The organism is Aestuariibacter salexigens DSM 15300 (assembly GCF_000429145.1).
Lineage (GTDB): Bacteria > Pseudomonadota > Gammaproteobacteria > Enterobacterales > Alteromonadaceae > Aestuariibacter > Aestuariibacter salexigens.
In genome coordinates, this window is the sequence record NZ_AUBH01000002.1 from 253,457 (window position 1) to 278,683 (window position 25,227).

Annotated in this window: 26 protein-coding genes; 18 read left to right on the forward strand and 8 right to left on the reverse strand. The window is 47.1% G+C overall.

All coding sequences use genetic code 11. The features are described 5' to 3' along the window. The first annotated feature begins 3 nt into the window (after positions 1-3). The 12 genes from G441_RS17970 to G441_RS0105355 all read left to right on the forward strand — a co-directional run bounded on the left by G441_RS17970 (position 4) and on the right by G441_RS0105355 (position 9,469). On the forward strand, positions 4-504 hold the full coding sequence (locus G441_RS17970) for a chemotaxis protein CheW (protein ID WP_051275358.1): 501 nt from the start codon (positions 4-6) through the stop codon (positions 502-504). Next, positions 501-1,250, forward strand: coding sequence for a ParA family protein (locus G441_RS0105305; RefSeq protein WP_026375384.1), 750 nt, complete (start codon positions 501-503; stop codon positions 1,248-1,250). The genes G441_RS17970 and G441_RS0105305 overlap by 4 nt, the downstream gene beginning before the upstream one ends. Beyond that, the gene (locus G441_RS0105310; RefSeq protein ID WP_026375385.1) at positions 1,251-1,715 is read left to right on the forward strand and encodes an STAS domain-containing protein; all 465 of its coding nucleotides are present in this window, start codon (positions 1,251-1,253) and stop codon (positions 1,713-1,715) included. It abuts the gene before it with no gap. Positions 1,716-1,717: 2 nt separating this feature from the next. Next, positions 1,718-2,533 (forward strand): CheR family methyltransferase, encoded by an 816-nt coding sequence (locus G441_RS0105315; RefSeq protein WP_051275359.1) that lies wholly within the window; start codon positions 1,718-1,720, stop codon positions 2,531-2,533. Further along, positions 2,530-3,147, forward strand: coding sequence for a chemoreceptor glutamine deamidase CheD (gene cheD / locus G441_RS0105320; RefSeq protein ID WP_034474497.1), 618 nt, complete (start codon positions 2,530-2,532; stop codon positions 3,145-3,147). The genes G441_RS0105315 and cheD overlap by 4 nt, the downstream gene beginning before the upstream one ends. A gap of 9 nt (positions 3,148-3,156) precedes the next feature. Then, positions 3,157-4,260 (forward strand): protein-glutamate methylesterase/protein-glutamine glutaminase, encoded by a 1,104-nt coding sequence (locus G441_RS0105325; protein WP_026375388.1) that lies wholly within the window; start codon positions 3,157-3,159, stop codon positions 4,258-4,260. Positions 4,261-4,293: 33 nt separating this feature from the next. Continuing rightward, complete coding sequence (locus G441_RS17975; protein WP_051275360.1) at positions 4,294-4,698, forward strand: BLUF domain-containing protein; 405 nt, start codon at positions 4,294-4,296, stop codon at positions 4,696-4,698. A 43-nt stretch (positions 4,699-4,741) separates the two neighbouring features. Continuing rightward, positions 4,742-5,392, forward strand: a complete 651-nt coding sequence (locus G441_RS0105335; RefSeq protein WP_026375389.1) for a BLUF domain-containing protein — start codon at positions 4,742-4,744, stop codon at positions 5,390-5,392. Beyond that, positions 5,392-6,609, forward strand: coding sequence for an EAL domain-containing response regulator (locus G441_RS0105340; protein WP_026375390.1), 1,218 nt, complete (start codon positions 5,392-5,394; stop codon positions 6,607-6,609). Before G441_RS0105335 ends, G441_RS0105340 begins: the two co-directional genes overlap by 1 nt. A 35-nt stretch (positions 6,610-6,644) precedes the next feature. Further along, the gene (locus G441_RS19185) at positions 6,645-7,730 is read left to right on the forward strand and encodes a PAS domain-containing protein (protein ID WP_051275361.1); all 1,086 of its coding nucleotides are present in this window, start codon (positions 6,645-6,647) and stop codon (positions 7,728-7,730) included. Positions 7,731-7,880: 150 nt separating this feature from the next. Beyond that, positions 7,881-8,831 carry a GGDEF domain-containing protein gene (locus G441_RS17985; RefSeq protein WP_240485091.1) on the forward strand — a complete coding sequence of 317 codons (951 nt, stop codon included), beginning with the start codon at positions 7,881-7,883 and terminating at the stop codon, positions 8,829-8,831. Positions 8,832-8,875: 44 nt separating this feature from the next. Beyond that, positions 8,876-9,469, forward strand: a complete 594-nt coding sequence (locus G441_RS0105355) for a biliverdin-producing heme oxygenase (protein ID WP_169726049.1) — start codon at positions 8,876-8,878, stop codon at positions 9,467-9,469. On the opposite strand, the gene G441_RS0105360 is transcribed toward G441_RS0105355, so the two are convergent. The 5 genes from G441_RS0105360 to G441_RS0105380 all read right to left on the reverse strand — a co-directional run bounded on the left by G441_RS0105360 (position 9,438) and on the right by G441_RS0105380 (position 16,053). Further along, complete coding sequence (locus G441_RS0105360; protein ID WP_026375392.1) at positions 9,438-12,497, reverse strand: ATP-binding protein; 3,060 nt, start codon at positions 12,495-12,497, stop codon at positions 9,438-9,440. The two genes, G441_RS0105355 and G441_RS0105360, sit on opposite strands and share 32 nt — an antisense overlap. Before the next feature lie 111 nt (positions 12,498-12,608). Continuing rightward, positions 12,609-12,986 (reverse strand): response regulator, encoded by a 378-nt coding sequence (locus G441_RS0105365; RefSeq protein WP_026375393.1) that lies wholly within the window; start codon positions 12,984-12,986, stop codon positions 12,609-12,611. Between the two features lie 369 nt (positions 12,987-13,355). After that, positions 13,356-14,219 carry a glutathione-dependent disulfide-bond oxidoreductase gene (gene yghU / locus G441_RS0105370; protein WP_026375394.1) on the reverse strand — a complete coding sequence of 288 codons (864 nt, stop codon included), beginning with the start codon at positions 14,217-14,219 and terminating at the stop codon, positions 13,356-13,358. A gap of 27 nt (positions 14,220-14,246) precedes the next feature. Then, positions 14,247-14,942, reverse strand: coding sequence for an aspartate/glutamate racemase family protein (locus G441_RS0105375; RefSeq protein WP_026375395.1), 696 nt, complete (start codon positions 14,940-14,942; stop codon positions 14,247-14,249). Position 14,943: 1 nt separating this feature from the next. Beyond that, positions 14,944-16,053 (reverse strand): sel1 repeat family protein, encoded by a 1,110-nt coding sequence (locus G441_RS0105380; RefSeq protein WP_034474501.1) that lies wholly within the window; start codon positions 16,051-16,053, stop codon positions 14,944-14,946. Between the two features lie 89 nt (positions 16,054-16,142). Here G441_RS0105380 and G441_RS19190 point away from each other — a divergent pair, with 89 nt between their 5' ends. Next, entirely contained in the window at positions 16,143-17,318 is a 1,176-nt protein-coding gene (locus G441_RS19190; protein ID WP_051275363.1) for a GGDEF domain-containing protein, read from the forward strand. Positions 17,319-17,327: 9 nt separating this feature from the next. Here the strand turns inward: G441_RS19190 and G441_RS0105390 are convergent, their stop codons facing one another. Together G441_RS0105390 and G441_RS0105395 are read right to left on the reverse strand one after the other, a co-directional pair. Beyond that, a complete protein-coding gene (locus G441_RS0105390; protein ID WP_026375397.1) occupies positions 17,328-17,855 on the reverse strand; it encodes an outer membrane beta-barrel protein in 528 nt (175 codons plus the stop codon). A 135-nt stretch (positions 17,856-17,990) separates the two neighbouring features. Then, positions 17,991-18,326, reverse strand: coding sequence for a VOC family protein (locus G441_RS0105395; RefSeq protein ID WP_026375398.1), 336 nt, complete (start codon positions 18,324-18,326; stop codon positions 17,991-17,993). A gap of 146 nt (positions 18,327-18,472) precedes the next feature. Here G441_RS0105395 and G441_RS19195 point away from each other — a divergent pair, with 146 nt between their 5' ends. The 3 genes from G441_RS19195 to nei all read left to right on the forward strand — a co-directional run bounded on the left by G441_RS19195 (position 18,473) and on the right by nei (position 20,158). Further along, positions 18,473-18,883 carry a hypothetical protein gene (locus G441_RS19195; RefSeq protein ID WP_051275364.1) on the forward strand — a complete coding sequence of 137 codons (411 nt, stop codon included), beginning with the start codon at positions 18,473-18,475 and terminating at the stop codon, positions 18,881-18,883. Between the two features lie 133 nt (positions 18,884-19,016). Further along, positions 19,017-19,304, forward strand: coding sequence for a high-potential iron-sulfur protein (locus tag G441_RS0105405; RefSeq protein ID WP_026375399.1), 288 nt, complete (start codon positions 19,017-19,019; stop codon positions 19,302-19,304). A 26-nt stretch (positions 19,305-19,330) separates the two neighbouring features. Further along, positions 19,331-20,158, forward strand: coding sequence for an endonuclease VIII (gene nei / locus G441_RS0105410; RefSeq protein WP_026375400.1), 828 nt, complete (start codon positions 19,331-19,333; stop codon positions 20,156-20,158). Positions 20,159-20,161: 3 nt separating this feature from the next. Here nei and G441_RS0105415 read toward each other — a convergent pair whose 3' ends face one another. Further along, positions 20,162-21,445: a ribonuclease J gene (locus G441_RS0105415; protein WP_051275365.1), complete on the reverse strand. Its 1,284-nt coding sequence runs from the start codon at positions 21,443-21,445 to the stop codon at positions 20,162-20,164. Positions 21,446-21,900: 455 nt separating this feature from the next. Here G441_RS0105415 and G441_RS0105420 point away from each other — a divergent pair, with 455 nt between their 5' ends. Next, entirely contained in the window at positions 21,901-22,839 is a 939-nt protein-coding gene (locus G441_RS0105420; protein WP_026375402.1) for a phospholipase A, read from the forward strand. A 5-nt stretch (positions 22,840-22,844) separates the two neighbouring features. Then, positions 22,845-25,205, forward strand: a complete 2,361-nt coding sequence (locus tag G441_RS0105425) for a fatty acid cis/trans isomerase (RefSeq protein WP_156896291.1) — start codon at positions 22,845-22,847, stop codon at positions 25,203-25,205. Positions 25,206-25,227: the final 22 nt, after the last annotated feature.

Consider the following 25,227-nt stretch of genomic DNA (forward strand, 5'->3'; position numbering starts at 1 on the left):
GCAATGATGCATCAGTCTGCTGACTCACTGGAATTGCTGAATCTCAATGTCAGCAACGAATCCTTTGCCATGCACATTACCGACGTGCAAGAGATTCGTGTGCTGGAAGGCTTGCGACGCATGCCAAACGCGCCGGACTGTTGGCTGGGTGTAATTGATTTTCGCGATCATATGATACCGCTTATTGATTTGCGTCTGGTATTTGGCGCACGGGAGAACCCCATTACCGACAAAACCGTGGTAGTGGTGGTGCAGATAACCTTGGGTAATACACCTCGTCTAGTGGGCCTGGTGGTCGATGCTGTGTCGGATGTCATGAGTATCGCTGTGCAGAAGATTAAGACGCCGCCGGATATGAATGATAGCAGTAAGAGTGTGGTTGCTGGCGTGTTTAAGCACAATGACCACATAGTGTTGTTGCTTGATCTGATCAATCTGGTGAGTGCCAAGGATTTTGACAAGATACAGTCTCAGCTCTCAGTAGTAAGTGACGGAGTGGAATGACGCGAATTGTCAGCTGTGTTAACCAAAAGGGCGGCGTAGGCAAAACCACAGTATGCGTGAATATGGCTGACGCGTTGGTGCAAAAAGGCAACAACGTACTGGTAATTGATATGGATCCACAGGCGCATTGTTCACAGCACTTTGGCATTTTTAGTAAGCCTGAGCATGGCGTGTATCGTGTTATTCAGTCTGAATCCAGTCTCGACGATGAAGTGGTAGAAGTATTTTCAGGGCTGAGTGTGGTGCCTGCCGGTCAGCAGCTGATTCGACTCGAATCGGTGCAGATGAAACCGGGCAGGGGACTGCGACTGCGCAAAGCCATTCAGGCGATGCGAAAGCAGTACGACTTTATTCTGATTGATTGTCCGCCTTCTAATGGATTTTTGGTGGTCAATGCGATCGCTGCCAGTCAGGAATTACTGGTGCCGGTGACGCCTGATTATTTTGGATTGAGTGGGCTGTCGGAGATGACCCAACAAATCAAACGATTTGAAAGGGTCATGGGTGACTTCCGTCGCTGCTGGATTTTGATCAGCCGCTATCAGAGTCGTAAGGTCAGTCAACAGGCAGAAGAAAAGATACGCCACTATTTCAAACAGGACGTGATCAAGCAGGTTGTACGGGAGCGTACCGTGCTTGCTGAGTGTCCCGGTCATGGCATGCCGGTGTCACGTTATGCGCCGCGCAGCATGGCATGCAAGGAGTTTCGGCAGGCTGCCAGCCAACTTTTGCAGGAGGAACGCTAGGTGAGTAAAAAATCTCAAACTGATGATGAAAAACTTGGTCACGATCCTCTCGAGTGGCTTGCTGAGGAGTCTGTAATGGATGAGGACGCGCGGCTGCAGGAAACGTCGAGTGATGGCGACCTTGAACCGCAAGAACCATCTGAGGATATGCCTGACCGGGTGGATGAAAACGGAGCAGAACAGCTCAGTTACCCATTGCCAGAGCGTTTGACGGTGCAGGTCGTAGAAGCCATGCAACAGGAATTGTCAGCGCTACTGGGTAATGCAGGGTTACGTGAACTATCGCTGGATGCGCAAAATTTATCCATGCTTGACTCGTGCGGTTATCAACTATTGGTTAGCGTCCTGAAGACCTGTCATGCTAGACAGGTGAAGATAAAGCTACATGACGTGCAGGAAGCAGTGTTATCGCAGCTTCTTCTATTAGGTGATCATGACCTGTCTGCCATTCAGGGAGAAGTATAATTTTGAAAGCGGACAAAGAGTTTGATTTTTCTTTCAAACAGTTCGACCGCCTCCGCCGGTTGGCACATGATTATTCTGGCATTCATGTTACCGACGATAAATATGAGATGTATTATGCGCGGCTCGCAAAGCGTCTTCGCGCATTAAAACTGAACAATTTTACTGATTATATTACGCGGGTAGAGAAAGATAAGGATGAATTTCGTGAATTTATCAACGCGATCACGACAAATGTCACCGCTTTTGAGCGCGAGCCACATCACTTTGCTCATTTAAAACAGATTATCTCTAGTTGGTCAAAACCCACCATAAATATTTGGTCGGCAGGATGCAGCACGGGACAAGAACCCTACAGTATTCTGGTCAATATTTTACCGATTTGTAGACAAAAACGCATTAACGTAAAAATGCTGGCTACTGATCTCGATACTGACGTCTTGATGAAGGCCAAAGCCGGTATCTATCCACTGGAAGCGATTGACGCTTACGACATTGATACAAAACGTAAGTTTTTTAAGCGAGGCAAGGGCAATAAAGAGGGGTTTTGTCGGGTCAAACCTGAGCTCACAGGAATGATTGATTTCAAACAACTCAATCTGATTTATCCATGGAAAATGGACCAAACATTTGATTGTATTTTCTGTCGTAACGTATTGATTTATTTTGAAATGGATAAAAAACTGGAGATCCTTGATCGTTACGCCGCGCAGCTTGCTCATGATGGAACCTTGTTTCTTGGTCACTCCGAGTCGATACCCCGTTCCGATACAAGCTGGCAGACCATTGGCAAGAATATGTATCAGAAACGGTCGTTATGAGTGCTATTCCTCCTTGTCTGCCGGGTTTTGAACATATCAACCGGTTCATGGACCGGCAGTTACATTTGCCCACTGCTAAAATTTTACCGGGTGAGTTCTACGTCACAGGCAGGCATGAGTTGATTACTACCGTGCTTGGATCCTGTGTTTCGGCGTGTATATATGATGAGAAAAACCATGTGGGTGGCATGAATCACTTTATGCTGCCACAGCAAAACACCGCAAAGATTGACGTTACAAGTGAGTCATTTCGATTTGGTGATGTGGCAATGGAGCGTCTGATTAATGAGGTGATAAAGGCGGGGGGAGAGAAACGCCACCTCAAATTTAAGGCATTCGGAGGCGGCCAAATTATCAAAAAGATGACGTCAATCGGTGAAAGTAACATTGAGTTTCTGAAAAAGTTTATGGCGTTGGAAGGCTTTTCGCTGCTCGCCTCGGATCTGGGTGGCAGGCATCCGAGAAAAGTCCGTTTTGACCCCCTTAGCGGCAAAGTATGGGTGAAAAAGTTAGAGCATTTACACAACGATACCATTTCACAACGTGAAGTCAGTTATCAGAAAGCGCTTGAAAAACAGGAAGAATCTTATGGCGATGTGGATTTATTTGAGTAGGACACGGGTATGGTACGTGTAGTCATCGTTGACGACTCCAAGCTGATTCAATCAGTGTTAAACACCCTGTTCGAGAAGGACGGGCGTTTTCAGGTCGTGGGCATTGCCGAAAATCCCCATGATGCCCGTCAGGTCATCAAAGATACTGACCCGGATGTGATCACGCTGGATGTGGAAATGCCAAAAATGAATGGTATTACCTTTCTACGCAATTTAATGAGACTGCGGCCCACCCCGGTGGTGATGATTTCTACGCTAACCGCCAAAGGGGCTACAGTGACGATGGAGGCGTTGGAGTTAGGCGCGCTTGATTTCGTTGAAAAACCGGCAGATCTGGCTCACTCGATGGAGAGTTACCAGCAGGATATTTGCGACAAGGTATATGCCGCATCCAAAGTGTCACGCTTGAAGCTGTTGGATTTGCAGCAGCGGTTGTTGTCCGATAACGCCGCCTCCGCGGCCCAAACGGCGGCACCTTCTGTTGCGCAAGTTGCCCAGAGCAGCCAGCCTGCGGCGCCAAAGGGTATCGTCGCGGCACACCGAATTTGTGCCATTGGTGGTTCAACGGGAGGGCTGGAGGCCCTAAGCCATTTGCTTAAACATGTCAGTTTTTGCCAGCGTGAAACCATTGTCGTGGCGTTGCACCTGCCTGCTGGATTTACTGCATCTTACGCCAACCGTCTCAACTCTCTTCTACCTATCGATGTGAAAGAGGGAGAACAAGGGGAGGTGCTCAGACAAGGATGTGTCTACATTGCGCCAGGAGGACGCCATATGGCGGTGAAGAAGCGTCAAAGTAACTATGTCATCGTACTTGATGATGGTGAGCCAGTGAATCGCCACAAACCCAGTGTCGATGTGTTATTTGATTCAGTAGCGTCAGAAATTGGCGCCAGTGCAATAGGTGTGATCCTGACCGGAATGGGCAGAGATGGCGCCGTTGGACTAAACAATATGGCGCAAGCCGGCTGCGTAACCTATGCTCAAGATGAGGCAACGTCGGTAGTGTGGGGAATGCCGGGAGCGGCATATGAATTGGGCGCGGTGAGTGACAGAAACGTACTGCCACTGACTGAGTTAAGTCAGCGTGTGACAGCCTATTATCGCAAGTAGTGAAGATCGCGAGCAGTTCAGTGGAGGTATAACGTGAATGCTTTAAAACAACTCGTTTACGTGAGTGAAGTAGAAAAGGACATGTTTACATCGGATACGGTGACACAAATCCTCAAAGTAGCGCGCAGTAACAACCCTGAGAAGGGTATCTCTGGAATGCTGGTGTGTAACTTTGACCATTTTCTACAAGTTCTTGAAGGACCCTCAGATGAAGTCCGTCATTTGTTTGACAAAATTGCTCATGACAAACGCCATAAGAATGCCAAGGTGATTGGCGAAAAAGACATTGATGAGCCGCAGTTTGATAAATGGGCAATGGGCTTTGCCAATACGAATAAGGGCATATGGCCTTACGCTGACCAGTCATGGGCAACGCTCAGTAAACAACAGGCGATGGAAGTACTGAGCTTTGCTGCGTCGCAGTCAAAAGCGATTTAAGTCTTCTAGAATGAAGTAAAAGTAATCACGAGGTATGTGTAGCATGACAGTTGATTCTCAAACAGTGCGCACCTGGCTACATGATATCGCTAACCGCGCGATGTCATTAGGTGGCCCGATTACTCTGATGCGACTGGGCAAAATAAAGGCCGATCAAGATCAGTTGATGGCTATGGAGCAAAAGTTTGAAGCACTGTCCGATGCCATTAATTCCGCGCGCCATCAGCTTGCTGCAAACGTCGCGAAATCTGAATCCCAACAACTGCTCGAAATTACCTGCATCAGTCAATGCGCGGTAGATACAAATGACAGTGAATTCGAATACATACTCAATGATATTCGTAGTGAATCTGCCGAGCGAAACAGCAAATGGAATATTAACGGCTTTTTACTGTATTCCGACGGTATATTTCTGCAGCGACTGGAGGGTAATTCGGAAAAAGTACGACAACTTGCCGCCACCATAGCTCTGGATCCTAGACACAAATGCGTGACTTTTCTTTCCCAGCAGCCTATTTCTCATAGCGACCAAGATAGGTGGAAATCTATGCTTTTCTTCAGTGCAAAACAGGAAGATAAACTAGCAGAAAGTTTGCACCGGCTTCAACAACTGGTGCTAGACTCAAATGACGCAAGTCAACGAAATGCTCTGTTGAACGATTTGACAGACATGTTGAAGGACAAATCAGCATAATGGCTAACGATGAAGTAACTAACTCATTTTCCATCGTTATCATTGAAGATGATAAGGACATTATTGATGTGCTGTGTCACTACGCCGCTGCATCGGGCGCGAATGCCCACGCCTTTTCAGAGGTTGAACATATTGACCATGGTGTACTGGCCAACGCTGACCTGATCTTTCTGGACTTAATGCTGCAAAGCCATGACGGTCTGGATGTGGTAAAAATCATGCAGGATCATCAAATCACCACACCGATAATTATCTGTTCGGGCATGGATGCAGGTATTATTAGTTCGGCTCAGGACCTGTTACAAGACTATGGATTGAGTTTCGCTGGTAAACTGCTAAAGCCCTTCACCTACGCGCAATTTGAGGAAGTACTGACCCGCAAGCAGCAATCGGACAATGTGCCAATTACTGGCACTGAAGCACAATCAATACAGCTATCCCGTGTTGATGTACAACAAGCACTGAATGCCGGATGGCTGACGTTGGCCTATCAGCCAAAGCTAAACCCATCTAACGATATGATTTGCGGAGTTGAGTGTTTGGTGCGCATGGAGCATCCTCTGTTCGGCACCTGCATGCCCGGACAGTTTTTACAAAAAGCAATTGCTGCTGGTTTAATGACCAAGCTTACCCAAACGGTGATTCAAAAAGGCCTAGAGGAGCTCTGTCATTCTTCCATACCTGAACATGTCACCATTGCTTTTAATATCGATCCGGGCTCTCTCAGTCATGACTTTCTGGCCTGGGTGATTGCAACAGCCGAAGATTATGATGTCAGCCCAAAAAGAATCTGCCTAGAGATAACCGAAGTGTCTGCACTAGAGCTGACCAAAGACATTAAAACTATTCTGACTAAGCTACGTATCCGGGGCTTCAGCATTTCATTGGATGATTTCGGCACCGGTTATTCTACTATTCAGGAGCTTAACGACTTACCGTTCAATGAGCTCAAAGTCGACCGCTTGTTTGTGTCTTCGATGCTCGAGAAGGACACATCGTTTGCTATCGTGCGTTCAACGATTGAGCTTGCCAAGCGGCTAGATTACACCGTTGTGGCAGAGGGGGTCGAAACTCAGCAACAGTTGGAAAAACTTATTGAGCTGGGCTGCGGGCAAGTGCAAGGGTTTTTATTCTGTAAGCCTGTTAGTATTGAATTGTTGGAAGGGTTTTACCAACAAAGTCTGGATAATCAAGGCCGCGATAACATCTCTGAGTAAGCGCGACAGAGGAAAGCCAGGAGAGCATCAGGATTATGAAGAATATTAACAAGTTGGACTCTCTGCAACTGCAAGGCCTATTAGAAATTTTGCTCGAGAAAAGCTTTGAAGCAGTAATCATTACTGACGCCAGTGTCGATGATCATAGGATCCTGTATGCCAACCCGAGATTCTGCAAGATGACCGGTTACAGCAAAGAAGAGCTGTATGGGCAAAGTCCACGCATTTTGGGTGGCGAGAAAACCAACCCTGAAGTGATCAAACGCCTCAAAGCATCACTCGTTTCTGGCGAGCACTTTATTGGTGCGACGACAAACTATCGCAAAGATGGCACTAGTTACCCCGTACAGTGGAATATTTACCCTGTTAATGACAATGAGGGGCAGGCGCAATTTTTTGTTTCTATTCAGAAAGACCTGTCTGATTTACGACGTTCCCTGACGCGATTAAAGTCGTCGAGCGGGTACTTCAGACAGTTTTTGATGGAATTGGAACAAAAGAGGCTGCTGGATAAATCTGAAGGCTCTACAGCTGCCCAAGATAAAGTAGAGAGTGAGCTGAAGAGCAACGTCCAAATGCTATCGGACTACGTCAATACCAGTGACGCAACAAGCAACGATGAAGAAGATTTCTTTGATTTCGATGACTTCGCTATCGATTCAGACATCGATAGCGTCGGTGCAGACATGGAAAAACTCAGTGCTGTAGAGCTTTTTACCTCTACATCGATTGATGAATCGGTGCTAAGAGACCTAATCAGCATTGCTGCAAGCCTCAAAAAGTATGCCGAGGAATATGACTTACAGGACTTATTTGAATCAGATCGCAAAGAGCTAATTGAAGAACTGCAGGAACTGGCTAATGCGATCTTCTTTATTGAAGAATTCATGGATATCTCGGTCAGCTTAAGTGAGCTGGTTGTCGGGATGTATCACCGGGTTGAAGAGCCCTTTGATGTGATTATCGCCGAGTCTCTCAAAGGTTTGATTAATGACCTTTATATTTGGATACAGGAAGTTTTTGAAACACGGACATCGTCAAATATTCACTGGTTGGATAACAGTATTATCGGCAGTTGTAAGCAGGTGCTGGTGTTTGTCAGATTGCAAGAGATAGAGTGATACCAAGTAAATAAAGCGGTTGCTCGAAGTGAATCGCAACGTGAATGAGTAAATGTTACACAGGATCTTAATGTGCAAACAAATTTATTGTCATCCATAGTCAAGCTGACTCGCTCTCGCAGTACAGATAATTTGGAAGTCAGTTTGCTGATGACTATTACCGAGTTAATGAAGTGTCATGAGATACAGTTGCTTGAGAGTTACGTTGTAAATGGCGAAGTAATTATCGAGGTGTTGCTTGGTCTGAAAAAGACGCAGGATACTGGGGAGATGCGTTGGTTACCAACTCACACTTCACCATCGCATACTGAACAGGTGACAACGGCGTGTCGGCAGAGAAAAAACGTTCGCAAGTCTTTGAAATCCGGTGAGCTTAGGTGTGTCCCAATAGAGCTGTCAGAGACAGAGACTAATTGCCTAATGATAGTTGCTGATAGCTTCACTGCGGAACAGACGCTGATGCTCGACGCGTTGGTGCAGATCTACGTTAACTATAATATTCTGATACAACAGTCTGAAAAAGATAAGTTAACCGGGCTTCTAAATCGCAGCTCACTTGAACGTCGTTATAACTCCTTGGTTGAAAAGCAAATGCAAATGCAGCGCGAACTTCAGGCAACCAACGAGAAGCGAAACCTCTCCCAACAAGATAGTACGTGGTTAGCGTTGATCGATATTGACCATTTTAAAAAGATCAACGACACCTTTGGGCACCTATGCGGTGATGAAGTCCTGCTCAGACTGTCACAATATATGAAGGGCATGTTTCGTAAGTCAGACCTGCTATTTCGCTACGGTGGAGAGGAGTTCCTGATTATTCTGGAGCCTATTTCAAAATCAGCTGCGGTTCAAAAACTGGAAGCATTCCGCAAATTTGTGGGCCATGCTGATTTTCCATTGATAGAAAAGATTACCATCTCCATTGGTTTTACTAGTATTTCTTCAAATGAATATTACCAAAATGCGATTGAGAGAGCTGACAAAGCACTCTACTACGCTAAAGAAAATGGCCGGAACGCCGTGTATAGTTATGAAGATTTAAAAGAAAAGGGAGCAATCTACACAACTGATATCGATGCCGGTGATGTAGATCTGTTTTAGGTCCGCTATTCAAACATTGCTATCAACAAGAACAAGGAATGATATTGACCATTCTAACGGCATTACGAACTGAAACCTCAGCACTTCATCATGCAATAGAAAGTCAGTATCCGATGTCTGTTTTTGCGCAGAGTGACTTTACCACTCAAGAATATGCGTGTGTGTTGAGGTGTTTATTGCGATGGTACGATGCTGTACTGCCTCCCAGTCGAGCTGGTTTATCTGGGACGCCCTTTGCAGCGCTTTTGGACGATGAACTATCACAGTTCCTAGTCAAAGATTTGCAAATGCTGGGGCAATTTACACGATTGTCTACGCTTCAAAAAGCCCCGCTCGTTATGAATACCTGGCACTGTATTGGCGCTTGTTATGTGATTTTGGGGTCGAGTCTGGGCTCTGCTTATATTCTCAAACGCATAAACGTCTGGAATAAAAAACAACCTAACCCATTACCTGTAGCGTTCTATTCAGCCAACAAACAACAAAGCGCACAGTGGAAAGCGTATATTGAGCTGCTCGATGACGTTAATGATAATAATGCACATATGGTAGTACAGGGTGCAACGTTGATTTTCGCTCAACTACAACAGATTATGACTGAGCTGACTATTTGTCAGCCTGACCTCTCACACTGTTAAAGACCTTCTCTAAACAGACCTCCAAGTCTTTATACTTAATCGGTTTGTGTAACAGAAAGCTAATGGATACACCCTGAGCGGTAAGCTCGTCCATATTTTTTGTCATATCGCCTGTCATCATGACGCGCCGCGAAGGACATGACGGGATAGAGTTCAGCATTTCCTCGCCTGTCACTTCCGGCATATGAGAGTCAATAAGCAGTACATCATAATCGCATCTGGATATTTTCTCCAAAGCGTTGGCAGCCGAATCTGCTTCATCTACCTTGCACCCCATCATCGTCAGTTGACTGCAAATTGAGGCTCGTAAATCGTCTTCGTCATCAATCACGAGTGCAGATAACTCGTATTTCTTCCTTTTTGTGGGGCCGTCTGCAGACTTGGGCGTTAACTTACTTAGCTTCATTTTGATTGAAAAGGTCGTACCCTCTCCAACCACGGAGTCGACCAGCAAGTCACCTCCCGCTTCACGCAGTAAGTTCCGTGATATAGATAAGCCCAGACCCGTGCCTTTACCGCGTTCTTTAGTGGTGTAAAACGGCGAAAATATTTTTTCTATTCTTTCTTGTGAAATCCCATGTCCCCGGTCAGACACGTCTAAAAATAAAAACTTTCCTTCAAGTCTTTCAGTGATGCGAATGGTTCTATCTTCAGCATCGTGTGTCGCATCTTTTGCGTTATTGATCAAATTCATTAAAACCTGTTGTAGACTAGAGACATCGATGGCCGCATAACTTTTCACTGCGTCAAATTGGGTTGTGATAGTCACACCATGTTTTTTCAACAACTCTGACATCATGTCTGTGATCTCGTTTACTGCAGACGGGACATGGCAACTGGTGTTGTCGTCTCTCGCAGAGGCCTTTCTCGCCAGGCTTTTTAGTCCTGCAACAATTTTACCTACTCTCTCTGTTGCGGCTAAAGCGCGTTGATTCGTATTGATAATTTCATCGTAGAGTGGTGGACTTTCTTCCAATGCAAACTGTTGCAGCTCCAGGCTGCTCATTATTATCGCAAGAGGATTATTGATCTCATGACCTACGGTTGCCGCTAATTCACCCAACGACACGAGTCTGCTTTGCGAAGCGTAGTGCTGTAGGTCATCTTTCATCGCTTCGTTGCTGATTAATTCATCGGTAATGTCAACGTTGGTGCCTACTACGCGAGTAACTTTTTGCTGATCGTCCTGTTCAATGGTGGCATGCGCCCGAATAGTACGTATACCTCGAGTTGGATGCATAATACGAAACGTAAGCTGGAAAGGGCGATGCTCATGTACGCATCGTTCAAATGCTAGAGACGCTTCTTGACGGTCACTCTCACAAAGCGCATGTAACCAGATTTCATACTTGGCAGTAAATTTGCGCTTGTCGATACCATACATATCGAACATTCGGTCACTCCAGTATAGGTGGCCGGATGCTACATCAAGACTCCAGATGCCAATGTCGCTACTTTCAGAGACAACCTGCAATTCATGGTGACGCAGTAATCGCAGATTGACCAGATATCCTTCCATGAAAATGCGTTGCAACTCATCTATCAAAATCTGTTCAGATTTTTTCCAATCCTGACATCTGTCGTGCATCACTTGTTGCCACTGCTCAAATGAACGTCGAGGTGACAACGTTGTAGCTTGACCTAAATGCTCTATATGCTTTTCACTGGGGTTACCTGCCCAGTTGATAACCTGCGTGGCCTCTTTACGAAATAGCATAAGATGGACAGCAAGCTCAGGTGTGTGATCATCCACGATAGGCGAAATGATGCATACCCCTGATATGTTAAAATCCAAAGGCTGATTTGGGATAAAGTCCTTGAGGCAATGTATATATCGCACATGCTGATTTGTGATTATGGACTTCGCAAGCACCTTCTGTATTCTGTCTGCGCTTAGCGTCTCACCAAAGCAGCGGATGTTAGCGCCGTCAATCAACGCCAGTCCACAGCTGCGGGTTAAGCCTTTAATGTCTTCTATTAACCACTCATTTCCCTCAGGGTTCTGCAGAAAACGTAGCATAGAAAGTGCACTGAAATGGCTACGGGCGATGGCTTTATTATCCAATCTAAAACCGACGTTGAGGCGCTCGATCATTAGAGACACGATCAGCGCCAGTGACTCGCAATGCGCTCTTTCCTCAACGTTAAGGTACCTTGCTCCCTGATAATGATGACAGGCAATCAGCCCCCATAACTTGCCTTCAACAATGAGTGATAGTGTCAGTGTAGCGTTCACGCCCATATTCTTGAGGTACTGAATATGTATCGGGGATACTGCTCGACAACCAATATATGTCATATCAAGTGGCGTCCCAGTATCATCAAACATAAGTAAAGATTGCGTGGAGCTATCTACATTTTCAATCTGTCTTACTAACTGTTTGGTGTAGAGCTCGCGAGCCTGTTTTGGGATGTCGGTTTCTGGATATTGAAGGTGTAAAAACGGTTCGAGATGAGAAGACTTGTTCTCTGCTATTACGCTGCCATTCCAACTTTCATCGAATTGGTAAATCATACAGCGGTCGTAACCCGAGCATGAGCGTAATATTTCAACGGTACGTTCAAATAGCGCCTCATGCGTTTCGCATTTAGTTAATTGACCAGATATATTTTCAGGGCGGCAGTGTGGAAAGTCGAATGCGGTACCCGCTGATTCAGCTAGCTCCAGCTCAATCGATAGCCAATTTTCATGACTGGGTATCGTTGCGCACCTGATACTGTAATTAACGTTATTGATTGTGACGAGGTTTGAGACCGTACAACACGTCTCACCGTGTTCTGATTTGGCCAGGTTAGTGTTTTTAAAAGGCGGCAAGGTCGCAAGCGGTTGATGCACTATTTGATCAGCAGATAGCTTCAACAGTGTCGAGACGTTCTCTGATATACCGCGTATTACACCGCCTGAATCGACAATAATTAGCCAGGCAAAGCTCTGCGTTTTACCGGGAATATGAATGGGCTCTTTTTCACAATCTGAAAAATCAGGATGATTATGTTTGTGGTGTGAAGACAAGTCGCAGTCGTCCATGAAAAGTGAGTACACCTAAACTTGGTAAAGCGGAGGTAAAAAAGCAAACCCTAGATGAAAGAACGATGATCCATAACAAACTCTCCTGTGATAATGACCATAACCTTGCAGCTAAGTACAAGGAAGAATCTCTCGTGTCTTTTCAAGAATATCATTGGCACGTGTAGGCTTGAGGAAGACCGCAACGGCGCCCGCGCTTAAGAATGCTTCTTCTTCATGCTCGTCCGCATACCCCGTCATGATGAAGATAGGTAAAGACGGAACAATTTTATGTACTTTCTCCGTAAGTGATTTTCCGTCCATGTTCGGCATCATAAAATCAGACACTAGCACATCGATATTGTCGTGGTGTTGCGTTATGTAATCCAGAGCAAGTTGGCTATCGTTAAAACACGTCACGTTGTGCCCGGCATGTTCAAGTAACGCCTCCATACTTTCCAGCAATGAAGGCTCATCATCAACCATTACAAAACGCAGTTTCTCTAACACATTACCACCGCTGACTGCTAAAGAATTATCAGTTAAGTGTGTTCAGTGAAGTGACGAAGTGAAGTTCTCACCTTAATGTGTTATCTCCATACCTCGCTTTCACTGGCCAAAGTTTCATTTTACATTCACCAGCACACTATACTTTAGTCTAATTTTAAATTAAAAAATGAAAACTGCCTTTATATTTTTATTCATGCTTTATTCGAAAAAAATAAAATTTTACCAACGAGGCTTAATATGTGCTGTTCAAGCCATTAAACCTAAGCGTGTTGATCTCAACGAAGGCTGACTTGCTTGATAATGGTGACGGAGTCAAATCTTTCGCATCGACAGTAGGGGCAGCAGAGCTTTATCTTAGAACTCCAACGCCTACACAAGTTTATCCTGCGTTTTGGTTTCAAAGTCTGACGCATCATGTCGCTCATGCAGCTGATCGTGCGGCTCTCCCCAAGTGCGATTGACCATGCGTCCGCGCTTGGCCGCTGGACGTTTGTTGATCATATCTGCCCAGCGAATGACGTGGGTGTAGGAGGCAGCATCGATGAACTCCCCCGCGTCGTATAGCTTGCCTTTTACCAGCGCGCCATACCATGGCCATATTGCAATATCCGCAATCGTGTATTCATCACCACACATATACTGATGCTCCGCCAGATGCTGGTTCAGCACGTCCAATTGGCGTTTAATCTCCATGGTGTAACGGTTAATCGCGTACTCGTATTTTTCCGGCGCGTACGCATAAAAGTGTCCAAATCCGCCACCTAGCAAAGGTGCACTGCCCATTTGCCAGAACAACCAATTCATGCATTCGGCTCGCTTTGCGGCGTCTTTGGGTATAAAGGCAGAGAACTTATCTGCCAGATAAAGCAGAATTGACCCTGATTCAAACAGGCGAGTGGGTGGGGTGGTGCTATGATCCACCATGGCGGGGATTTTTGAGTTTGGATTGACCTTGACGAATCCGCTGCTGAACTGTTCGCCTTCCATAATATTTATCAGAAACGCATCGTATTCAGCCTCGCTGTAGCCCGCTTCAAGCAGCTCCTCTAGCATCATGGTGACTTTCACGCCATTGGGCGTCGCCAGTGAATAGAGTTGCAGGGGATGTTTGCCTGTTGGCAGTGCTTTATCGTGCGTTGCGCCAGCTACAGGGCGGTTGATATTCGCAAACTTTCCGCCGCTAGCGGCATCCCAGGTCCATACTTTTGGGGGCGTATAGGTCGGGTCTGACATGCGGTTGTTCCTCCAGTTACACGTGCCCTATTTCAGGGCTGCATCAATGGCATAATGACAGTGGATTTGTAATGCATCATAGCAGGGCAATTCACAACGCTGGTCGTCCAGTAACATGCCAAGCTCTGTACAGCCAAGAATGACTGCCTGACAGCCACGTTGGTTGCGATAGTAGCGGACGATGTCAGCGAGTGTCTGCTGTGATGTTTCGGTTGTTATGCCGCGGCATAGTTCATCGTAAATGATGTCGTTGACCTGGGCCTGGTGCTGCTCATTCGGTACGGTTACCACAGGCCCTGAATCTGCACTCAGCCTGTCTCGATAAAAAGCCATGCTCATGGTGTATTTGGTGCCGAGCAGCAATACCTGTTGGATGCCATTGGCAATCAGCTGGTCTTTAACTGCATCGATGATATTGCATACTGGCAGGCCCGTTTCACGCTCAATGTCATCTGCGCAATAGTGCATAGTGTTCGTACATATGAGCAGCTGTTGCGCCCCCGCTTTTTTCAGGCTCCTGGCAGCGTTGAGCATGTCCTCTGTCGCTTGATGCCAATTGCCACTGGCTTGGTACTCGGCAATATCTGCGAAATCAAAGGACCAGACCAGTAGTCGCGCAGAGTGCAGTCCGCCAAGCCTCTGTGCAACGAGTCTATTCAGGGTTTGGTAATAAACAGCGGTACTTTCATGACTCATGCCGCCAATCAAACCGATAAGTTTCATCTCAGTTTGCCGTCATGCGAGTAGCTGCCTCATGCCTGTCGAGCAGGGCGTTTTCTATTGCCGCTTTCAGTTTCTTATAAAAGGCCTGCTGTGGCTGGTACAAATTAAAATAAACTGGACGCTGCTGTTGCTGATATAGCGCCAAGCGCTCATCAAACTCGCTGCGCAGTTCTTGCTTGCGCGTGTCAGTGAGTTGCTCATCAGCCTCAAGAAAATCGATGGCCTGCTGCTGCAAGCTCAAGGCCTGTGCAAACTCCCCGTTATTGGCATAAGCGGCAGCCAGGGTATCCACATAACTGTAGCGTTCGGCATGCTCTTCATCGTCTACCACTTTTTTCGCCAGTTGCAATGGATAGGTGGGATCGGTAATAGGATTTTCATCCAGAGTAGCCAGAAACCATGCCACGTTGTTGGTAGTAGTAGGGAAGTTGGTCATGGCGTAGTCATCAAGAATGTTTGCAGCCCGCTTCATGTTCACTCTGGTACCATAGCCATTGCTGTGTATACGTGCCATATCGTAAGCTGACACGATGGTATTGTCAGTCTCGTAAGCGCGTTCCATTAACCATGCGGGACTGGCCTGTTTAGGCATGCTGTTGAGCTCAAGTTGGTAAATTGACGCAAGGTAGGCCAGCGCCATTGGATAGCCGACATTGGCCAACTCGCGTATACCTTGCTCGCCACTTTCCTGATCCTGCGGTTCGGTGCCAAGGATAAACAGTAAGATATTGCTCAGCAGTTTTGATTCATCACGCTGCCTGCTCGCCAGTGCCAAGTAGTCAAACGCCGCTTGCCAGTCCTGATAATCACCTTCAACGCTGTATAGGAATGCCATTTTTTGTTGGGCCCGATATGAGCCTTCCTCAGCAAGCGCTGAGCAGGCCTCCAGCGCTTCGCTAGGGGCCGCGTCAACCAGTTCATTGCAGACGGAAAGTGACTGTTCGAGCTGCTCATTATTGTTGGTTGTGTCTCGGTTTTCTTCGTCTCGTGAACCTTGAGTGCCTACGTAAACCCAGGCGGCAACAATCAGTGCTACGATAATCAATAAGAGCCAGTTTGAGGCCACAAAACCTCGTTGGCGAAGTCCTGATGAACGGTGAAATGTGCTCATGCTATTTGTAAGAATTCCTTAAAATTGGGTTTCCTTGAGTCTGATTCGTGTTATGCCGATATATGTTGTAAATTGAATCACTTAACTCAATGACCTACATCATTATGCAGTCTGCGGCAGAAGTAAACCAACAGCTATCGACACAACGCATCAACAACCTGTTTGATGCCACTTATACTCTTGCCATCGGTCAGCCGATCATCGGACTTATATGCATTAATCTGCTCTCTGCTTCAGTGGACGGGTTTATTGTCGGTTGGTTTAGCGTATTGCTGCTGCATTCAGTGCTTTTTGTTATCGCTCAGCGACAATACCGAAAAACAGCTGTAAAGCCGCAACACGGTGATCTTTGGCTGCGTCGTTTGATCATGCTCACTGCCATTTTAGGGTTAATCTACGCGACGGCCTGGACAATATTGATCCCGACGGCGCAAAGTCACACAGACCTTGTCGTCCTCAGCATTTGGATGACAATACTGGCCGCATTAGTCTGCAACACGCTGTACGCTGACAGAATTGTCATGCTCGTGTTTGTGGTTTTCTGTGTCGGCGTTGGTATTACGCTGTTAATCCACAATGCAGGTACCTTCGGTATGTGGTTGAGCGCTTTATTACTGGTTTTTACTGCACTGACACTACGAACTGGCCATGTGCTGCGACTTGCCTTCAACACAAGTGCTGGAGAGCACCTGTTATTACAGCAAGAACGCGCCCAGCGCACCGCGCTTGAACAAAAGCTGGCGCAATTATCGTTCAATGATAGTCTGACCGGCCTGGCCAATAAACAGGCCTTTACCCAGCACTTCACCGATGAACTTAACCGCGCAGAACGAGCCGGTAATCCGGTAAGTTTGCTTATCATCGATATCGATGCATTTGGATTATTCAATAAACAATACGGCCACGTGGCGGGTGACAGCAGTATTCAGCGTATTGCGGAAATATTGTCCAATTCTTCCCGGCGCGCAGGCGAAATGGCTGCCCGTCTGGAAGGCGCAACGTTCGGCGTGATCTTGCCGAGTGTCACCGCCCCTCATGCATTTGTGGTGGCCGAAGCAATACGTACGGCAGTGCAGGCATTACGCATTGACCATGCGTCGAATCTGGCTACGGGGGCGAATGTCGTGACGGTTAGTATTGGCGTTATAACTGCCGTGCCCAATAAAGACAAACACGCGGAGTATTTTACACAGCACGCGGATGCTGCATTGAAAAAAGCCAAGTCATCCGGACGCAATGGTATCCATCAGGTTACTGAGTGCTAACACCTGAATTTAAAAGGAATAAATCACGCCAAAGTTGACGGTTGAGACATCTACGTCAGAGCGCTCAACGTGCTGGTAGTCGAGGTTAGTAGACCAGTTTGGGGTGAATCGATAACGCCAGCCCAGTGCGCCGCCCCAGCTTGCTGAATCGTCACCGCTGAATGTGGTGTCGTGATACTCCGATAGCAAATCGGTTTCGTTGGTACCAAACGCGGCATATACCTCGTTTTTTTGAGTGATGGCGACGCTTGCGTTGAGCTGAATGAAAAACGACTCAACATTATATTCCTGCCAGTAATTGCGGTCCTGGATCACAAATGCTGGCGCCGGAGGTTGCTGGCCATTCAATTTCACATCAACACTGAAGGCAGGGGTAAACTGCAGTCCATAGTCGCGAGCTGACGTTTGGCCGATAAAACTGTCCAGCGAAGGAAGAGAAGCAATACCGGAATGAGGCTGATAAACATCTTCTGCTGCACTGACGGAGAGCGTCAGGGACAGTCCATACAGCAATGTGATGGCGCGAAGCGTGTTCATAGTCGTGTGTCTCTTAACATTTGGCCCACTCTTTTGGTGAGCCTTATTTTCAGTGTAAACGCTTCTTGTGATAGTGCGAATATTATCTGCAGAAAGTGATAGCCATCCCAATTTTTAGGTTAAAAAATAACCAGGTTAAAATTGATCGAACATAATACGGTTACCATCTGGATCGCTTAGCACGAAATGCGTCGGTCCATCAGTACCCTCAGTCGGTTTATCAATATGATATCCCGCCTCCTTAATCGTTTGTTCGATAGCCCGTGCATCGGTGGGGTTGAACGTCAGAATATTGTCCTCGAACATACCTTCAAACAAACCTATATGTGTCGTACCGTGGGTCATGATCAACCATTTGTCTTGAATAGAGCCACAGTCTGGCTCGGCAACGAACCCCAATGTTTCATAAAAGGCTTTTGATGTAGCAATATCCTTTACGGCGAGACTGACTGAAAAGCGACCGATGTCCATAAAAATGCTCCTGAAAATAAGAAAGTGACACACTGCGAATCACAAAGCATAGTGCAACGTAATGCATTTGCATCTTGTTAATAAATTGTTAAACCACTAAGGTGTGATCCGCGTAGACAAACACTAAAACCAATAAAGGGTCTATTATGAACATACAAGAGCTTGCAACATGGACAAATCGATTAGACGAGGCGTCTGATGAAATATTACTGGGATTAAGGCTTGTGCTTGATGAGCCCGATCCGGTTGCCAGTATTGAGCAGGATCTGCAAGATCTTTTTACCTATCCCGAACGTCTGCAGGAAAGTTATCGTCACGAATGGGTAGCCTATGTTAAACGCGCACTTGCTGAAGAACTCAGTAGTGAACAGTTGAACGATCGTCATATTCTGGAAGCGTTTTTACAAACCCGGCTGCATGAGCGGGAAATGTGGATCAACCGTGTGATGGATTCAGGCATTCGGGCAATTGCAAAAACCACAGCACTGTTATCATCGGACAATGTAACGCGCCTGCCGAACGCTCATCGTCAGGCGGTGGAAAGAATGGTCGAATAAAGTGAACCAACTTCCCATATTGTACGTTTGAATGCATAGATAACAACCGCCCCGCAGATCGCGGGGCGTTGTCGTTTTAATAGGCTAGTAAATAAGAACAATTTTCATTTTTATCTACACATAGGTGAAGACAATGTCGAACGTAAACAGACGGGATTTTCTTAAACTTTCAGGTACCTCACTGATTGGCATGACGTTAGGTGGCGTGACGCTGCGCGCGTCGGCACAGGAGCAGGTCAAACTAGACGACCCGACTGCGAAAGCCTTGCAGTACACCCACGAGTCGGCAATCGAGGGGCAGGCATGCAGCAACTGCATGCACATACAGGGTGATGCAGCTGATTGGCGTCCCTGCGCGTTGTTCCCGGGCAAATTAGTGAACAATAACGGCTGGTGTGCGGCCTGGTCTAAAAAGCCCTAAACCTTATCAAGTTGGTATAGTAGGCGATGCCTGAAGGCCCTGAAATTCGCCGCGCGGCAGACCAGATAGCCGATGTGTTAGTGGGAAAAACCATACAGCACATTGAGGTTGGTCTGCCGGCACTACAACCTTACATTCCTAATCTTACCGGACAGACGGTGACTCAGATTGAATCTCGCGGCAAAGCGTTGCTAACGCATTTCGACTGCGGACTGAGTGTTTATTCCCACAACCAGCTGTACGGAAAATGGGTGTGCGGACGTCGCGGACAGCTTCCACCCAGTAATCGGTCTTTGCGTCTGGCATTGCATACCGATAGTCATTCGGCAGTGCTCTATAGCGCATCCGATATTCAAGTACTCGATGAAACCGGTCTTGCAGCGCATCCGTTCTTGCGGAAAATTGGACCGGACATACTCGCTGCTGAACTGACGCCCGCTATTATTGCCGACCGGTTACACCAGAAAATCTTCCAAAATCGAAAGCTTGCTATTTTATTTCTGGATCAATGTTTTATTGCGGGATTAGGTAACTACTTGCGCAGTGAAATACTGTTTGCAGCCCGAGTGCATCCAGACCTGACCCCAGCACAATTAAGTCACGAACAAGTGCGTAAACTTGCCGACGCGACATTGCACATTTCACGCCGAAGCTATGACAGCGGTGGCTATACGGTGCCCGAGCATCTGCTCGGTGCATTACATCGCGAGAAAGGGGACTTTGAGCGCGTTCGTTTTATGGTATTTGATCGAGAAGGACTGCCTTGCCGGGAATGTGTTAAGCCCATAGTTCGTATTACGCGTGCCAGTCGCCGGCTTTACCTGTGCCCGGATTGTCAGGCACAGATAAGCTAACAGCTATGTATCAATGGCGATTCTGCCGACGGGCACAGCGCTGCGCCTGATGCCGGGAACAGGCGCGAGTATAAACAAGTCACCGTTATTACCGGTCAGCGTTCTTGTCACGCCAGACTGACTGGCAATATTGGCATTGCATTGCATGTGTTCAGGCTCACCGTGGGTCGGCACCGCAATGTTCGGTTTTACCCATTTGTACATGGTTTCCAGCTCTTGCTGGCAAGGATGACCTGATGCATGGATGGGAATATCACTGTCTGCGGCAAGAATGACGTTAATGTCACGGCTTTCGAATTTTTTCACCAGCGATGCCACTTTATCTTCGTTTCCCGGGATCAACATCGCACTAAAAATGACGGTGTCGCCCGCCTCAAGATCGAGCTCACGACAGTTGCCATCGGCGAGCTTGTTTAGCATGGCCCGGGGCTCGCCTTGGCTACCTGTGGCAACGGCTAAGACTTCTTCACGGGGCAAAAAGCCCAGATGCATCGGGTCGATATGCAGTGCTTCGTCAGGCCAATGACCGCTGACCCTGGCAGCCGCGACCATGTTTCGAATACTGCGGCCTATCAGTCCCATATAACGACCACTGTGACAGGCAACCTGACTGAGAGTAATGAGTCTGGCAATGTTGCTGGAAAAACATGACACCACAACTCGTCCAGTCGCATTCTTGACATGCTGCATTAACCCGTCAAAACACTGCCCCTCCGATACTGAGTGACCAGTAATGGTCGCATTGGTCGAGTCACACACCATAGCCGTGACATTTTCACTGGCCAGTCTTTGAAACGGTGTCGGGTCGAATGGCGTTCCGCTGACCGGTTGAGGGTCAATTTTCCAGTCTGCCGTATGCAACACCGAGCCTGCAGAAGTGCGGATCATCAGCGCTGCTGGCTCTGGGATTGAATGGGTGGTGGATATCCATTCCAAGTCGAAACCACCGACACTGAACTTGCCGTTATCTGTCATGGTGTAGATGGGCATGTTCTGCGCAGCTGTCTGACCACGCAACTTACGTTTCAGCACTTCGGCGGCAAATGGGTTAGTGAATACCGGCGCTTTGAGCCTTTGCCACAAGTAGGGCAGAGCACCAAGGTGGTCTTCATGGGCATGGGTAATTATAATACCCGCCAGCAGCTGGCGGCGGCTTTCAATAAAACTTGGGTCCGCACTGACAACCGGATATTTTTGTTGTGACATTGGGTGAAGCGGCTCATCGAAGGTCACACCGCAGTCCACCATAATCCATTGACCATCATGGCCAAATAGATTGAGATTCATGCCTATCTCTCCCGTACCGCCGAGCGGAAGAAACCAAAGATCATGCTTAGTGGGCGTCAATTCTGCCTACTCTGTTTATTGATTTTGCTCATTGATACGTCACTTGTAACAAATAGGTGCAGATTAGTCATTGCAAAACCGATGTCGGCGAATTATAACTACAGCGTTGATTAATCACGCGTTTAAGAGACGCCATAATGTCTGAAAAAATGAAATGCGAACAGTGCAAGTCACCTGTTACGCCTGACCATATCCATGAATGCCCCTATTGTTATGGAGAGTTTTGTGCCCGCTGTGCGGATAAACACATGCGCTCCTGTAGCCACTCTTCCAAGAAGAAAACACAAAAACGCGAGCAGCATAATTACGAGTGATGAGCATGCTTGTCGTGCGTAAGACTCTGTCAGTCGGGTAGGACGAGTCAGACAGCTATGCCAATTTAACAAGGACGTCAAATGAGAAATGTGACTACGGCAACATTCACTCTGGCCATGGCATCGGCAATGACGCTGATGCCTTGCGCATCTATTGCACAGCAGCAAACCGCAACAAGTGCAGAGGCTGATGAAACTGCGCAAACAGAAGTGAAATCAATTTTTGATGAACGTAAAGCGAAAGAAAAATCGGCTGTAGATAATCCGTTTTCTATCACTCAGCATCGGCGTAACTACATATTGCCTTTATCTCATATCAAGAACCCCAATCCGATTGGTGTGACTGAGCTGGATGAGGAAAATGTCGATAATCTTGAAGCGAAGTATCAGATCAGTGTGAAGTTGCCAGTCTACCTAGAGGGTAATGACGACTCGGGCCTTTATGTTGGGTTTACCGCGGTGTCATATTGGCAGCTGTATAACAGCGAAGTCAGTAAACCGTTTCGCGAAACCAATTATGAACCAGAAATCTTTTATGCCTGGCGTAACGATTTTTCCGCCCTTGGCTTGAAGTTTAACGAATTTAGATTTGGGTTTAATCACCAGTCCAATGGTCAAAGCGGTCTCAAATCCCGCAGCTGGAATAGGCTGTTTGCGTCAGTATTGTTTTCTGATGACGACGACTTTTACTATGCCAAAGCCTGGTATCGCATACCCGAGGACGACAAGCTCAATCCCTTAGATCCAGATGGCGACGACAATCCTGATATCACCGATTTTATCGGCCACGCTGAAATAGGCTATGGCACCCGGGTAGGTAATGTAGATTTGCTACTGTTGCTCACCAATAACTTTGATTTCAGCGACAACCGCGGCGGGGTAGAAGTGTCCCTGTCTTACCCTCTGACCCAGAGATATGATATCTTACTACAGTATTTTAATGGTTACGGAGATTCTTTGATCGACTATAACCGCCATCAAGAGCGCATCGGCATTGGTATTCAGCTCAAGTTCTTGTGAGTCCTTTGACTGCCTCTAAAGCAAGCTTTAAGAAATGGATGCTTGTTGGTATTGCTTTCGTACTTGTTGTGTTTGTGTGGGTGCGTTATTTTCTGGTCCAACCCGCTGTTAGTGCGAGTCGCTACGATGCACCATTGATCAGTGACCAATTATCCTATCAGCAACATATCAAACCTATTCTCGACTCTCGCTGTGTCGTGTGTCACGGCTGTTATGATGCCCCCTGCCAGCTCAAGTTAGGGAGCTTCGACGGTATCGTGAGAGGCGCGCATCCTGATCCTGTTTACAATGGTGAACGTCTCACCGCTGCCTTACCCACACGCCTGTTTGAAGATGCCAATACGGTCACCGAATGGCGTAAAAAGGGGTTTCATCCCGTCCTAAGCGAAGGCGAAGCAAACCCGGAAGACGACCTGACAAACAGCGTGCTTATTGCCATGTTGGAGCAAAAGCAAGACCACCCTCTACCTGAAACGGAGCGATTACCCGACTCCTTTGACTTTGACTTAAACCGCGAACTGAGCTGTCCCAGCGTCAGCGAGCATGCGCGTTATGAGAAGAAATATCCACTGTGGGGAATGCCTTACGCGTTGCCCGCGATCAGTAATACTGAACATCAGCTTATACGTGAGTGGGTAAAATCCAGTGCGCCTACGGCGCCAATTCAGCCGTTACCTCAAGCATTGCAAAATCAGGTCGCAGCATGGGAGCAATGGTTCAACCAAAACGGCAATAAACAAAGGCTGGTCGCACGGTATCTGTTCGAACATTTGTTTATGGCACATCTGTATTTTTCTGATGAAGATAACCCTTTGCGACCAAAGGTTTTTTTCAGGATATTCCGCTCGCGCACACCACCCGGAGAGCCGGTCGATATTATTGCGACCCGACGACCTTTTGATGACCCCGGTGTGGACCGAGTTTATTACCGTATCGTACCCGTCACCGAAACTATTGTAGATAAGCTGCACTTACCGTTTGCGCTAGACCAGGAACGCCAACAAAAGTGGCAAACGTGGTTTTTCAGTGATGATTATGAGGTTGTGTCTCTGCCCGGATATGATAGTAAGACTGCCTCTAATCCATTTATCACATTTGCACAATTGCCCACCCGGGCGCGCTACCGTTTTATGCTGGATGAAGCACAGTACAGTATCATGCAATTTATTAAAGGGGCGGTGTGTCGCGGGCAAATAGCCCTCAACGTGATCAACGACCATTTTTGGGTGGTGTTCGCCGATCCGGAGCTGGACCTCGCAGAATATGATGAAGCCTTCATGAGCGAGGCGCGCAGTACCATTAAACTGCCTGCTGAGGCAGACAGTAATGCACTGCCTCTGAACTGGATAAATTATGCGCGCAGTGAGCGCCAATATCTGAAAATTAAGTCACAATATATCGCCGAGCATGTTGAAGGGCAGATCCCCATTAATCTTGATTTGATATGGGATGGCGACGGCAATAACGACAACCTGGCACTCACTATCTTCAGACATTTTGATGCGGCGAGCGTGGTCAAAGGACTTGTTGGCGACCGACCGCAGACAGCATGGGTGATCACCTATCCGCTATTCGAGCGTATCCATTATCTACTGGTCGCAGGTTACGATGTATATGGCAACCTCGGCCATCAGTTGAATAGTCGAATGTATATGGATTTCCTGCGTATGGAAGGCGAGTTTTATTTTCTGTCGCTGTTACCCAAGGCGGTCAGAGAAGACACCCGTAAACGTTGGTATCGAGGTTCGGTCAGCATGGTTGAAGAATACGTTTACAGTGGCAATCAATATTCACCGAAAACAGATATAGCGTATGACACTGAACAGCCTTTGTCAGAGCTGTATGCGCGTTTAGGCCAGTACGTGAATCATGCGCAGAGTCAGCGTCACCTGAAAAATGGCCGGGTATCTGCTGATATGGACGCCGCTACTACCTTATTGAATCAAGTGACATCGACGCCAGCACAAATACTGCCCCAGGCGTCATTAGTGCTAGTCGATCACGACGATGGTGAAGCATCGCTGTACACCTTACTCAGCCACAATGCTTACACCAATATTTCCCATCTGTTTGGCGAAATGGACCGCAGAATTCCCAATGAAGATACTGTTACTTTTGCCCCCGGCGTAATGACGTCCCACCCTAATGCCTTGTTTGAAGTTAAGGTCTCGCAAATGCAAGAATTCGCACAAACAATCGCCAGGATGAACAACGAACAGGATTACCGAGAGGTGATGACAAAATGGGGAATACGCCGCACCGACCCAGACTTCTGGGCATTTAGTGACCGGTTGCATCAACACTACCGCAACGCCTATCCTATTGAGTTCGGCTTTTTCGATTATAACCGATTGGAAAACCGTTAATTGTCCCACGGGGTAGTCAGCC

Excerpts from the sequence above, each read along its gene's own strand:
- G441_RS19190 (WP_051275363.1), top strand. The coding sequence starts at position 16,143 with ATGACCTACATCATTATGCAGTCTGCGGCAGAAGTAAACCAACAGCTA.
- G441_RS0105335 (WP_026375389.1), top strand. The coding sequence starts at position 4,742 with ATGACAGTTGATTCTCAAACAGTGCGCACCTGGCTACATGATATCGCT.
- G441_RS0105380 (WP_034474501.1), bottom strand. The coding sequence starts at position 16,053 with ATGAGCACATTTCACCGTTCATCAGGACTTCGCCAACGAGGTTTTGTG.
- yghU (WP_026375394.1), bottom strand. The coding sequence starts at position 14,219 with ATGTCAGACCCGACCTATACGCCCCCAAAAGTATGGACCTGGGATGCC.
- G441_RS0105405 (WP_026375399.1), top strand. The coding sequence starts at position 19,017 with ATGTCGAACGTAAACAGACGGGATTTTCTTAAACTTTCAGGTACCTCA.
- G441_RS0105415 (WP_051275365.1), bottom strand. The coding sequence starts at position 21,445 with ATGAATCTCAATCTATTTGGCCATGATGGTCAATGGATTATGGTGGAC.
- G441_RS0105340 (WP_026375390.1), top strand. The coding sequence starts at position 5,392 with ATGGCTAACGATGAAGTAACTAACTCATTTTCCATCGTTATCATTGAA.
- G441_RS0105395 (WP_026375398.1), bottom strand. The coding sequence starts at position 18,326 with ATGGACATCGGTCGCTTTTCAGTCAGTCTCGCCGTAAAGGATATTGCT.
- G441_RS0105360 (WP_026375392.1), bottom strand. The coding sequence starts at position 12,497 with ATGGACGACTGCGACTTGTCTTCACACCACAAACATAATCATCCTGAT.
- G441_RS0105325 (WP_026375388.1), top strand. The coding sequence starts at position 3,157 with ATGGTACGTGTAGTCATCGTTGACGACTCCAAGCTGATTCAATCAGTG.
- G441_RS17985 (WP_240485091.1), top strand. The coding sequence starts at position 7,881 with ATGACTATTACCGAGTTAATGAAGTGTCATGAGATACAGTTGCTTGAG.
- cheD (WP_034474497.1), top strand. The coding sequence starts at position 2,530 with ATGAGTGCTATTCCTCCTTGTCTGCCGGGTTTTGAACATATCAACCGG.
- nei (WP_026375400.1), top strand. The coding sequence starts at position 19,331 with ATGCCTGAAGGCCCTGAAATTCGCCGCGCGGCAGACCAGATAGCCGAT.
- G441_RS19195 (WP_051275364.1), top strand. The coding sequence starts at position 18,473 with ATGAACATACAAGAGCTTGCAACATGGACAAATCGATTAGACGAGGCG.
- G441_RS0105420 (WP_026375402.1), top strand. The coding sequence starts at position 21,901 with ATGAGAAATGTGACTACGGCAACATTCACTCTGGCCATGGCATCGGCA.
- G441_RS0105305 (WP_026375384.1), top strand. The coding sequence starts at position 501 with ATGACGCGAATTGTCAGCTGTGTTAACCAAAAGGGCGGCGTAGGCAAA.
- G441_RS0105390 (WP_026375397.1), bottom strand. The coding sequence starts at position 17,855 with ATGAACACGCTTCGCGCCATCACATTGCTGTATGGACTGTCCCTGACG.
- G441_RS19185 (WP_051275361.1), top strand. The coding sequence starts at position 6,645 with ATGAAGAATATTAACAAGTTGGACTCTCTGCAACTGCAAGGCCTATTA.
- G441_RS17970 (WP_051275358.1), top strand. The coding sequence starts at position 4 with ATGATGCATCAGTCTGCTGACTCACTGGAATTGCTGAATCTCAATGTC.
- G441_RS0105375 (WP_026375395.1), bottom strand. The coding sequence starts at position 14,942 with ATGAAACTTATCGGTTTGATTGGCGGCATGAGTCATGAAAGTACCGCT.